Below are 10,914 nucleotides of genomic sequence, written 5' to 3'. Positions count from 1 at the left end.
TTTACGGGGCATAAAACGAAACGTACATAATACGAGGATGCCGTAAAATCGTGATTAGCGTTGATTGATAGAGAGTTAGGGATGTAAAAGGGCGTTGGGCGAAAAAAAACGAAGCGTATATAATGTAACATTGATGCGACATTCGTGTTACATGCGAAGGGTGGATGATAGGGTTTGATGGGGCGAAATGTTACATGGGGATGATTTAGGGGCGTTTTGGGGCTGTTTTTAGGGGGTGTGAGGCTGTTTTAGGGGCTTTGGGGCATTTCCTTTGCGGCTTTGGGGCGTTTCCTTTGCGGCTTTGGGGCGTTTCCTTTGCGGCCTTGGGGTGGTGTTTGAATGGCCGTAAATGGATGTAAGAGTGAAGGGGGATGGTGCTTTTTCACTCTTTTTTATTGGTGCTTTTCGCTCTTTTCTTTTGTCGAAATGTTCTATATAAGTATTATTTGGTATATTTGCATTGAAAAAGTGCCGTTACCTGGCAAAGGTTAAACGAATAAATAAAGGAGACGATATGGCAAAGGTTATACATGTGCACTTGTTGCAACAAATTGATGGCGTAAAGCGGCGTGACTGGTATTTCAGCAGCTTGTCGGCCGTGTTTACCGTATTCACCCCCGAGCAGGTGGGTGTGACGAAGAATTATCTGTTGCATGCGGGGTTGTCGGGAGGTGGCGTAATCATCAATAAACGCGCTGTTATACGGCAATCTACGCTTATCGGGTGCAGTCGTGGATGAGTGCTTGGGATGGTGTTTTTAGGGCATTAGAACGCCATTAGAGGGGCGTTTTGGTGTGGGTGACTATTGGGCGGCTTTCGGGCCGCCTTTTTTGTGCCTTTTCGGGTCGTTTTTGGGTCTTTCTTGGGTTAGGAGGGACATTAGGGGGGACAGTTAGGGGGGACAAAATAAAAAGTTAGGGGGGACAAAAACGCGTATTTGCCTAGCTAATGTTGAAACGGAGTTAAATACCCTGTTCGTGTGTTTCGGGGCAAAAACGTGTGAATTGATGTTGAGTTAAACCCCCACCCTTTTAAGCGTTGGCATTTTTATACGTGTTGATTATCAAGTATTTAGCGTTTTTACTGCCTGTTTCTGAGGGAGGGGACACCTAAAAGGGGGGCGCGGGCGTGCTGGGAGGAGGTGGCGAGGGGTGTCGGGAGGTGCTTATTGTGGCTAAAAGAACTTAGCTACACCACCCAGGACTTCAAAAATGTTTATAATATCTGTGATGGGGAATTCCTGCTCGTCAAATCCCTTATCGTTTATGGGGACATAGCGCAACATCTGTGGGTTATTCGATTTCCGTAATATCTTAACCGTGCGTTTGGTCTTCAATACCACGGCGTATATCTTTCCGAACTGAATATCCTGAACTAGGCATTGGCGCAGCCCTATAATGTCCTGATGCCCTATGCGAGGTTCCATTGAGTGCCCAGAAATGTTACACCACACCTGCACACGTTCGAACCCTGGTATATATATGTGTCGGTCAGGATAGATGGTTTGGTCATTAAAAGAGTCTGTGAATCCACCTTGGAATTCAACATCGTAATAGGGCGCACCTTCGTTAGAAGAAATGGGTTGCTCAGTGGACGAAACTAACTCATGTGTATCAGATTCTGATTTGAGCATATTGCCCTCGCCAGTAAGAAGCCACCCTACATTTACATCTGGGGCGTAAGCGAGAAATCTTGAAATATTATCCTCGCTTATGCCATTATTCTGGCCTAATATGCCTCGGGTTGTACCCGATTCTTTGTAAAATTCATAGGGTGTGATACCCTTAGAAGATAAATAAAGCGAGATATTTCGCTTTACAAGTGATTTTTCTTGCTTATTTTCTTGCATAGTCGAGAAATCTTGTTTATCTTTGCAACGTGTTCAGAATAGAACACGCGCCAAAGATACTAAAAAAGGCGCGATTGTACAAATTTTAAAACTTAAAGAAGATGAACGGAAATATCGAGATAAAGGAATGGTCAACCAACGACTTCAAGGGGAAAGTGGCCCAAAGGCTGATGACGGACCGTGTGCGGTTCTGCTACGACCCCGAGCAGGGCATCGTTTTCACCGCCCCCGAGGAATACGTGAAGGAACTCATATATAAGCTGATGGTTTGCGACGGCGTGAAAAGACGCCCCAATATATACGAATACAACAAATAAAGGAGATACGAATATGAATACAGAAAGACAAAACAGCAAGTTGGCTATGCTCGCCAAAGACGTGGAGGGCAAGCTGGCAACCATCACCGCGACGATGCAGAGGGTAAAGGGCGTGATGGAAGTGGACTACGAGCGGTTCTTCCGCTGGCATTCCGAAGAGGCTTACAGGATGAACATGTGCCGGTTCGAATACGGCCGGCTGCACGCCTGCCTGCTGACCGGCGACCTGGACAAGGTGCGCCAGTGGCTGCGCCAAAATGCGGACTGCATAAAGGAACTGCTTTTGGCCGAGGGTGCCAGAGGTTACAGCGTGAGCGCATCGGGATTGGCCAACGTAAACGCCTTGGAGGCCAAGCGCGAGCTGCGCAAGCAATACCTGTCGATGCTTGACTTTATCGGTAATGGGGCAGAGAATGAGAGAGACGGGCTGAATAGGGAGTCGTGGCTGGATGCCGCACTTAAAGAGATATAGGCTCAACGCTTAATATTGAAAACAAAATAAAAAGGAGCAGGATATGAAAAGGAAGATAGTGGTGACCGCCGAGGTTAAGCAGAAGCTTATGAAACAGTTCGGGGCTGGGGAGCGTAGCTTGTTCAACGCACTTACGTACGACGAACGGCGCGGCAACTCGCCCACGGCCAAGCGCATCAGGGAGTCTGCCATGAAGAACGGCGGCGTGGCGATGGCCGACGACTGCCTGGACATGGAGACCATCCACCTGGCCGACGGCACGATGCGTCAGTTTTTCCCGCGCGGCACGGTGATGACCGTTTTTCGTAACGGGGTGGTGACGATAGAGAAGAACGGCCGCCTGGTGAAGAAGGAGCAGTGCCCCGGACTGATAGACGATTATGAGGAGCTGCAACGCCTGGCCGCAAAGGTGGACGGCGCGGAACGCGTTACGGTGCTGAGGTAAAGGAGGCGCATGGCTATGGTAGAGTATTACGAAGGCCGGCTGTGCATCCCTGCGAAGGAGCTGGTGGAGCGGGGACTTGTGAGCGAGGCCAACTACAAGAAGATGGCGATACGCAAAAAGTTCGACGTCGCCCGCACCGCCCGCGGCCTAGGCAACTACGCCCTTGTGGCCGTGGACACGCTGCCGGCTGCGATGAAGGAGGCCGTGAAACGCGCCTACCCCAACCTGCGCATCGTGCGGCTGGTGAACTGGGTGCGCGAGAACTACGACTACGACCAGCACGCATACGCCTTTTTCTCCGACCCCGCGCAATGCGGCGTTGAGCTGCCCCGGCGGCACGTGAGGGAGTACACCGTGAACGCGGGCGTGATAAGCGCGGCCGTGGCCCTGTACAACAGTGCGAAGGCACAGCACACGGTGATGGGCGAGGCCTACGACTGGGACATGATGGCCGAGGCCATCGACGTGCTGAAACAAGAGTACGGCCACACGTTGCCCACATCCACCCTGCGATTTCGCAAAAAGGTGGCCGAGTTCAAGAAGAAGGGCTACGCGTGCCTGATAAGCGGGAAGTTCGGCAACCAAAGCGCGCGCAAGGTGGACCACAAGACGGAGCGGCTGATACTGGGGTTGGCAATTTTGCCCAACAAGCCCTTCAACAGCAACGTGTACGAGATGTACCTGAGCTTTGTATGTGGCGAACTTGACGTGTACGACCCCGATACGGGCGAACTGTTCTGCCCCGACGACTTTACGCTGAAGAACGGCGAGCCGAAGACGCTAAGCGAGGGCACCATCAACAACGTGTTGAACGCACCTAAGAACAAGCTGATTGTGGAACATGCGCTATCCACCTATACCACGTTCATGCACGAGCAGATGCCCCACATGCACCGCCACAACGGGCAGTTCTCGCTTTCGCAGATAACGATGGACGACGTGGACCTCACGCGCAAGCTGAAAGACACCAAGCAGCGCGTACACGCATACTACGCCTACGATGTGGTGAGCCAGTGCGTGCTGGGTGCTAGCTACGGCCGAAAGAAAGACGAGAACCTCGTGGTGGATTGTTTCCGCGACATGTTCCGCACCATAGCTCGCCACGGATGGGGCATACCGGCAGGCATCGAGGTGGAAAACCACCTGATGAGCCAATACCGCGACGGATTTCTGCGGGCAGGTGAAGTATTCCCATTCGTACACTTCTGCGCCCCGCAGAACTCGCAAGAGAAGTACGCCGAGCCGCTGAACGGAGCAAAGAAACGCAGCATCATACACAAGAACCACACGGGCATCGGCCGTTTCTACGGCAAGGGCAAGTGGAGGCAGGAATACAAGAAGGTGAGCGACGAATGGAACGACACCTACGAAGACCGCGAATACTTCACATGGGAGGAGCTGGTGGCCGACGACCGCGCCGACAGCGCAGAATGGAACAACACGCTGCACCCCGACCAGAAACGCTACCCGGGCATGACGCGATGGCAGGTGCTGGTGGCCAACGTGAACCCCACGCTACTGCCATACGACGCACGGACGTTGGCACGGCACATCGGCGCGGCTGTTGAGACGAGCATCCGCCGCAATTCAACCGTGCGCGTAGCTCACGAAGACTGGTGGCTTAGCAGTACAACGGCACTGGAGCGGCTTGCCCCGAACAACTACAAGGTGACGGCGCACTACCTACCCGACGAGGACGGAAGGGCAATGGACGTGTACCTTTACCAGGGCGACCGCTATATAGACAAGGTGGAGCGCGTGGAGACCTTCAACCGCGTGATGGCCGAGCAGACAGACGAAGACGTGGTGAAGTTCATCGAACAGCAGAAGAAGGTGGCAGGGTTTAGGAAATACGTAACCGACAACGCCATCCGGCGCGTGGGCGTGATGAAAACCAAGGTGGAACTGACGGTAGAAGACGAGGAGGATTTGGAAGTGGCCACGCCGCAGGCAGAGGAAGAGCTGCCGCTGCCCCCGATAATGGCAACAGACTGGAGCAGGGCGGGCGTGGATGCCACATGAAAAGGTGATGCGCGACTGGCCAGGCAAGTCAGACAGGTCAGACACGTCGGGCAACCCAACCTTAGAACCCCATTATAACGGCATTGGAACATGCCCCGAAAGAACTCAACTAAGAACTCATCAACTAAGAAATAAAAAAGAATAACGATGATGACAAAAGACACCAAACAGCGGATATTGGCAGCCGTGGCCGCCAACCGCACCAATTACCCCAGCGACGCCAAGCACGCCGCAAGCCTGGGAATTAGCACGAGCGTGTACAGCGCGCTGAAGAACGGCCAGACCGACCGCACATTGAGCGACGCCAACTGGATATCGATAGCCCGCCGGCTGGGCGTTGAGCTGCGCGCCAGCATTGAGTGGAAGGCGGCACGCACGCCGGTATACCAGTTCGTGATGGCACAGTTGGAATTCTACCAGCAGAGCGGCACAAGCGGCATATTGTGCGACATGCCCAATATAGGAAAGACGTTCACCGCACGACTATACGTACAAAACCACGCCAACTCCGTGTACATCGATTGCAGCCAGGTTAAGACCAAGCTTAAGCTGGTGCGCAAGATAGCAGCCGAGTTCGGCGTGAACGCCCGCGGACGATATGCTGACGTGTACGACGACCTGGTGTATTACCTGCGCTCCATCGAGCAGCCCCTCATCATCCTCGACGAGGCGGGCGACCTGCAATACGAGGCCTTCCTCGAATTGAAAGCCCTGTGGAACGCCACCGAGCGCGCCTGCGCCTGGTACATGATGGGTGCCGACGGATTGAAGGAGAAGATAAACCGCTCCATCGAGTGCAAGAAGGTGGGCTACACCGAGATGCTTAGCCGGTATGGCGACCGCTACTCGAAGGTTACGCCCGACGACGGGCGCGAGCGCGACGCCTTCCTAGCCGAACAGGCCCGCATCGTGGCCAAGGTGAACGCTCCGACAGGCACGGACATTGCCGCCATCGTACGACGAACGGGCGGAGGGCTGCGGCGCGTTTACACAGAGATTGAGAAACTAAAACGGGCAAACTGATGGCCAGGACAAGAGCGTACACACCCCGCGAAGTGGGTGAGAAACGATACAAGACCCTGCCCTGGGATGGCGAGTGGCAACGCGTGTTCGGTCGGCCTGCACTCAATGAGCTGTGGTTCATCAGCGGCGCGTCGGCCCAGGGCAAGAGCTCATTTGTTATGCAGCTAGCTAAGAAACTGTGCGAATACGGCCGCGTGCTGTATGTGAGCGGCGAGGAGGGCATACGCCAGTCGTTTCAACGTCGCCTCCAACTTTTCCACATGGAGGACGTGAACCGCCGCTTCTTCATCATCGAAGACACAAAGATAGAGGCACTCACCGAGCGGCTGGCCAAGCACAAGAGCCCCCGTTTCGTGGTGATAGACAGCTTTCAGGTGGCCGAATGGACATACGAAGAGGCAATGGCACTGAAGGCGCGTTTCCCACAGAAGACGTTTATATACGTATCGCAAGAGCACAAGAGCGCACCGATGGGCAAGCCTGCCGTTCGTCTTCGTTACATTGCCGGCGTTAAGGTGCGCGTTTCGGGCTTCGTTGCGCTCTGTATGGGGCGTGAGAACGAGCACCACGGGCAAGGCTTTGTGGTGTGGGAAGAGGGAGCGGTGAGGTATGGGAACGGAAGCCTCACCCCACAGCCCCTCTCCAAGGGGAGAGGGGAGTGAATAGCCTTGTCGCGCACATGGGATTAACAATTAAATAAAGGAGTTATGGGAAATATTCTATACAACATCATTCACCGTGAGCAGGACAAGACAATGACATCTGCCGAACTGAAGGAATACCTGGAAAAGGTAATTGCCGACCTGCCGGAACAGGAGAAGGACATAAGCGTCGATATTACGCTCTGTTCAGATAGTGGAATGATCCGTATAATACGGGGATTTCCAGCGTTTAATGACACATCAGAACGAATTCAACAATATTTAAATAAGAAGAAGATGAATAACAAGATCTACATTAGCGGTGCAATTGCGCACCATGATATCGACGAGCGCAAGGCGGCATTCGCCGCGGCCGCCCATAAGTTGAGAAAGGAAGGCTTTACCCCGGTCAACCCCTTCGAGAACGGACTGCCCGACAGTGAAGATTGGCGACGCCACATGCGCGTGGACATTGGCATGCTGCTGCAATGCGGCCGCATATACATGCTGCGCGGATGGGAACTGAGCAAGGGCGCGAAGCTGGAACTGGACGTGGCCAGCAGCTGCGGAATAGAGGTGATGTTTGAAACGCACAAGCCATGATACGCGGGAAGTGGGGAAAATGGACGCTCACGGACGAGGAGCGGGCGTGGATGGAAGAGCACTTCGCCCATACGAAGAACGAGGAGGTGGCCCGCCACCTCGGGGTGTCGCGGCGAACTGCCGTGCGGCTGGCACGCGGAATGGGTTTGGAAAAGAGCGCGGAGTTCGTACGCACGATGCAGGCCAATGCCGTGCATCATGCCGCACGAGCCAACCGCGGGCAGGGTAATGCAGGCAAGGCCAATCTGCTGAAATACGGTAAGGCCTACCAGTTTAAGCCTGGGCAGGGCGGCAATAAGCGGTTCATGTCGCCCGAGGCGTTCAAGGAGATGCACCGCCGCAAGGGCATCATCAGGCGCGAGACGGTACGTGCCGAACGCCGCCGCGTGGCCTTCGGGCTGGAACAGAGAACCGCCCTACGCGTGGTTAAGGCACCAAAAGCGAAAATATACCTGCGCCACGAGCTTCGCAAACGTGGTTATGTGGTGGCCCACGCATCGTCGGATGCCACGATAACCACCAACACGCGCAGGTCGGCCATATTGGAGCAGCGGGCAGAGAAGATGGGAATTAGGTTTTATCCAACAGAGAAACAGAATGATAAAAAAGTTTTTTAAAAGGAACAAGACAATGAAACAGACATTCGAAACGATGATGGCGCGCCTGCAAGCATGGCACGAGAGGCGCGCAAGGAGAATGGAGGCGCGGCTCGTGAAGCGGCTCGACAACGAATCGCGACGCCGCCTGCAGCTGATAGAGCACAATGGGATAATATATTTGAGTGTAGACGGCATACCCCTCTTGGGGGCAGCCGACTTGGCCTGCGGCCTTACCGAAAGCCTGGCGCAGGCAAGGGCCAACTACGCCGACTACCGTGAAGAGGGGATATGGGCTAAGAGGTAGACACATTCAAACAACATTAAAAGCAAGCAATATGCCCCCCGAATTCAATTACCGCCAGTTCTATGCGCTGCTCGCCCGAATGCCCTACGCGGATAAGGAGACGCTCGTGTACCAGTACACCAAGGGCCGTACCGATCACCTCGGGCAGATGCACCTCGACGAGTACCGCGTGATGTTGCGCGACATGAAACGTGTGGCGGACGACGAGGACACTACACGCGAGCTGAAAAAGCGGCGCAGCGCGGTGCTCAAGCTGATGCAACAGCTCGGTGTGGACACCACCCAATGGCCTTGCGTGGATGCCTTCTGCCTGCATCCGCGCATCATGGGCAAGCGCTTTTGCCGCATTTCAGTCGACGAACTCGAAGCTCTGGCCGTAAAGCTGCGCGCCATCAAGCGCAAGGGCGGGCTGAAAGACGAGAGCCCCAATGCGGCACAACCAACGCTGAAAGTGAAATACAAGTTTACAATTAACAACAAAAACAACAAGAACAATGAAAAAGGAAATGCTTGAGGGCTTATCGCCCGAGGAAAAAAAAGAATTGCTGGCCACGTTGCAGAACGAGGCCAACGAGGAGAAGAACAACCGCCGACAGGCCTACGAAGAGCTGCGTGAGAAGTTCGCGCAAGACGTGCAGGCACGGCTGAACGATGTGGTGACGGCCGTTACCGCGTTCCGTGAATGGCTGGAAAACGAGAGCCGCGCCTTCCGCGACGTGATGGCCGAGTACGGTCAGCTGCGCAGCGAGAGTCAGGGCGGTTTCACGATGACCGTCGCCGATTTCCGCCTGACGGTGGCCGCCAACAAGGTGAAGGGCTTTGACGAGCGCGCCGACATGGCAGCAGAGCGTTTGGTGGACTACCTCAAGCGTTATGTGCAGCGCACGGAGAAGGGAACGGACGATCCCATGTACCAGCTTGCCATGACGTTGCTGGAACGAAACAAGAGCGGCGACCTCGATTATAAGAGCATATCGAAACTGTACGACCTCGAGACACGATTCGATGCCGAATACGCCGAGATTATGCAATTGTTTAAAGAAAGCAATGTGATTCAGCGCAACGCGCAGAACTTCTACTTCCACCGGCGCGACGATGTCGGAGTCTGGCGTAAAGTGGAGCCAAGCTTCTGCCGGATGTAGTAATGGTGAAAGGGTGAAAAGGTGAAAAGATGGCTCACGCCTAGTACTCGTCAACCTGTCAACTCGTCAACTTGTAGGCTTATCGCCCACAATTCTTTATATACCAACGAAGAAAGTCCCCACAACGCTTGCTGTTGCGGGGACTTTTCCGTAATTTTGCATATTATTGTTAACGCGCACAACGATTATGGCAAGGGGTAGAAATAAGGAACTTATATTGGAACGCGACCGCAAGTTGTTCGAGCGGTTCTACTATTGGAGCGAAGTCCGCCGACTTCGTTTCGACGACACGATAGCGAAACTCTCGCACGAGGAGTTCTTCCTGGCCGAGGCCACCACGCTGCGCATCGTGCGCCGCATGCTGATGGATGGGGCGACCGTAGACGGTAAGGCCGTGGAGAAGAGCCGGCGACAGGGGTTCAGGTCTTCAACCGCACGGAGAGAGCCGTGCGGGCAATTGTCCTTGTTTCCCGAGTAGCCTCCGAGAGGGCGCAGGTGTAAGTCTCCTCGTACACCTTGATGCCGTGGTTGAATGTGAAGAACCGCGAGCGGGTGCGTATCAACGCCCCCTCGCCCGATGGCCGATAGCCCTGCAACAGCGCGTGCAGGGCTTTTCTTTTTTCCTCGCGCTGCATGATGCGGTCTGTCGTATGGCTGCCAGCGTGCGTGTCGTCGTAGCAGTCGAGTATGAGGCGCACGCGCACCTCGCACGTGCCGCGTTGTGTGAGGTCGCCCGTGTCGGTCCAGTCGGTGCCGGGCAGGTCGATGAGTACGGCGGGATATGTCAGCGGATACATGTCCAGGTTATCGTTGTCCAGAGCCTCCAGCTGTCCGTAGTCTTCGTCCACCGTTCGTGTCCACGGCAGTTCGTGGGCAATGTGGGCGATGGTGTTAGCGAGTATCGATTCCATTTCCTATCTCCATTAATGCGTTGAGTATCATTTTCTGTATTTTAACGTTGAGTTCGTGGCTCGGGCCGATGAACTGACGGCGCGGGATGTGTATGGCCGTCTTGCGCGTCAGGGCCAACGCACGCCACGCCTGCGCCATCGGCGGCAGTTCTTTCGGCATTTTCTCGCCCTTCTTCACTTTGGCCAGCGAATACACCATGTGCCAGGCATAGCGGCGCATCTTGGGCGTGATGCCGATGTTGCCGCCCTCGTTGTGTATGAGGGCATAGGGCCTGGGGTTGGTTACCATCACCGCGCCTGGCATGGCCACGGCATCTATGCTGCGCATCAGGTTGTCGGTGGCCGAAGTCAGCGGCTTGTATGGCGAGCCCGCATCCTGCCGCCGTGTCTTCTTCCACGGGTGCAGGCCGCCGTTGGTGAAACCGCCATTGCGAAAGTTCTGCCGAAAGTGGTTCTTGGCTAGAACCGCCGCCTTGCGGGGTATGTCGGTTCGCATGGCCTGCTCCACCTGCTGTGGGGCGCGGGCGATGATGTCGGCTATTTGCTTGGCGTTCATTATTTTTCTTGTTAAAAAGTTTGTTCGTAA

The 10,914-nt window shown here is 54.7% G+C and carries 16 protein-coding genes; 13 read left to right on the top strand and 3 right to left on the bottom strand.

What is annotated here, in order from left to right:
* The first annotated feature begins 514 nt into the window (after window positions 1-514).
* A complete protein-coding gene (locus HMPREF0670_RS03500) occupies window positions 515-739 on the top strand; it encodes a hypothetical protein (protein WP_009229789.1) in 225 nt (74 codons plus the stop codon).
* A gap of 435 nt (window positions 740-1,174) precedes the next feature.
* Here the strand turns inward: HMPREF0670_RS03500 and HMPREF0670_RS03495 are convergent, their stop codons facing one another.
* Window positions 1,175-1,849, bottom strand: coding sequence for a helix-turn-helix transcriptional regulator (locus tag HMPREF0670_RS03495; protein ID WP_009229788.1), 675 nt, complete (start codon window positions 1,847-1,849; stop codon window positions 1,175-1,177).
* Window positions 1,850-1,950: 101 nt separating this feature from the next.
* Here HMPREF0670_RS03495 and HMPREF0670_RS03490 point away from each other — a divergent pair, with 101 nt between their 5' ends.
* The 12 genes from HMPREF0670_RS03490 to HMPREF0670_RS16185 all read left to right on the top strand — a co-directional run bounded on the left by HMPREF0670_RS03490 (window position 1,951) and on the right by HMPREF0670_RS16185 (window position 9,895).
* Window positions 1,951-2,166, top strand: a complete 216-nt coding sequence (locus tag HMPREF0670_RS03490; RefSeq protein ID WP_009229787.1) for a hypothetical protein — start codon at window positions 1,951-1,953, stop codon at window positions 2,164-2,166.
* A 13-nt stretch (window positions 2,167-2,179) separates the two neighbouring features.
* Entirely contained in the window at window positions 2,180-2,638 is a 459-nt protein-coding gene (locus HMPREF0670_RS03485; protein WP_009229786.1) for a hypothetical protein, read from the top strand.
* A gap of 43 nt (window positions 2,639-2,681) precedes the next feature.
* Window positions 2,682-3,083, top strand: coding sequence for a hypothetical protein (locus HMPREF0670_RS03480; RefSeq protein WP_009229785.1), 402 nt, complete (start codon window positions 2,682-2,684; stop codon window positions 3,081-3,083).
* Between the two features lie 9 nt (window positions 3,084-3,092).
* Entirely contained in the window at window positions 3,093-5,105 is a 2,013-nt protein-coding gene (locus HMPREF0670_RS03475) for a hypothetical protein (RefSeq protein WP_009229784.1), read from the top strand.
* Window positions 5,106-5,252: 147 nt separating this feature from the next.
* Window positions 5,253-6,128 (top strand): ATP-binding protein, encoded by an 876-nt coding sequence (locus HMPREF0670_RS03470; RefSeq protein WP_009229783.1) that lies wholly within the window; start codon window positions 5,253-5,255, stop codon window positions 6,126-6,128.
* A complete protein-coding gene (locus tag HMPREF0670_RS03465) occupies window positions 6,128-6,790 on the top strand; it encodes an AAA family ATPase (protein ID WP_009229782.1) in 663 nt (220 codons plus the stop codon). The genes HMPREF0670_RS03470 and HMPREF0670_RS03465 overlap by 1 nt, the downstream gene beginning before the upstream one ends.
* 276 nt (window positions 6,791-7,066) lie before the next feature.
* On the top strand, window positions 7,067-7,372 hold the full coding sequence (locus HMPREF0670_RS03460) for a DUF4406 domain-containing protein (RefSeq protein ID WP_044077860.1): 306 nt from the start codon (window positions 7,067-7,069) through the stop codon (window positions 7,370-7,372).
* Window positions 7,369-7,989 carry a hypothetical protein gene (locus tag HMPREF0670_RS03455; protein WP_009229780.1) on the top strand — a complete coding sequence of 207 codons (621 nt, stop codon included), beginning with the start codon at window positions 7,369-7,371 and terminating at the stop codon, window positions 7,987-7,989. Before HMPREF0670_RS03460 ends, HMPREF0670_RS03455 begins: the two co-directional genes overlap by 4 nt.
* A 13-nt stretch (window positions 7,990-8,002) precedes the next feature.
* Window positions 8,003-8,275 (top strand): hypothetical protein, encoded by a 273-nt coding sequence (locus HMPREF0670_RS03450; RefSeq protein WP_044077859.1) that lies wholly within the window; start codon window positions 8,003-8,005, stop codon window positions 8,273-8,275.
* A 31-nt stretch (window positions 8,276-8,306) separates the two neighbouring features.
* The gene (locus HMPREF0670_RS03445; protein ID WP_009229778.1) at window positions 8,307-8,789 is read left to right on the top strand and encodes a hypothetical protein; all 483 of its coding nucleotides are present in this window, start codon (window positions 8,307-8,309) and stop codon (window positions 8,787-8,789) included.
* Complete coding sequence (locus HMPREF0670_RS03440; RefSeq protein ID WP_009229777.1) at window positions 8,770-9,417, top strand: DUF3164 family protein; 648 nt, start codon at window positions 8,770-8,772, stop codon at window positions 9,415-9,417. The genes HMPREF0670_RS03445 and HMPREF0670_RS03440 overlap by 20 nt, the downstream gene beginning before the upstream one ends.
* A 187-nt stretch (window positions 9,418-9,604) precedes the next feature.
* Entirely contained in the window at window positions 9,605-9,895 is a 291-nt protein-coding gene (locus HMPREF0670_RS16185) for a hypothetical protein (RefSeq protein WP_009229776.1), read from the top strand.
* On the opposite strand, the gene HMPREF0670_RS03435 is transcribed toward HMPREF0670_RS16185, so the two are convergent.
* A complete protein-coding gene (locus HMPREF0670_RS03435; protein ID WP_009229775.1) occupies window positions 9,837-10,328 on the bottom strand; it encodes a hypothetical protein in 492 nt (163 codons plus the stop codon). The two genes, HMPREF0670_RS16185 and HMPREF0670_RS03435, sit on opposite strands and share 59 nt — an antisense overlap.
* Window positions 10,309-10,884, bottom strand: a complete 576-nt coding sequence (locus HMPREF0670_RS03430; RefSeq protein ID WP_009229774.1) for a phage virion morphogenesis protein — start codon at window positions 10,882-10,884, stop codon at window positions 10,309-10,311. Before HMPREF0670_RS03430 ends, HMPREF0670_RS03435 begins: the two co-directional genes overlap by 20 nt.
* Window positions 10,885-10,914: the final 30 nt, after the last annotated feature.

The sequence above is a fragment of the Prevotella sp. oral taxon 317 str. F0108 genome (genome assembly GCF_000162415.1).
In the GTDB taxonomy this organism is placed as follows: Bacteria; Bacteroidota; Bacteroidia; order Bacteroidales; family Bacteroidaceae; genus Prevotella; species Prevotella conceptionensis.
The sequence above is the reverse complement of the archived record's forward strand: the minus strand, read 5'-3'. Positions and strand labels throughout refer to the sequence as shown.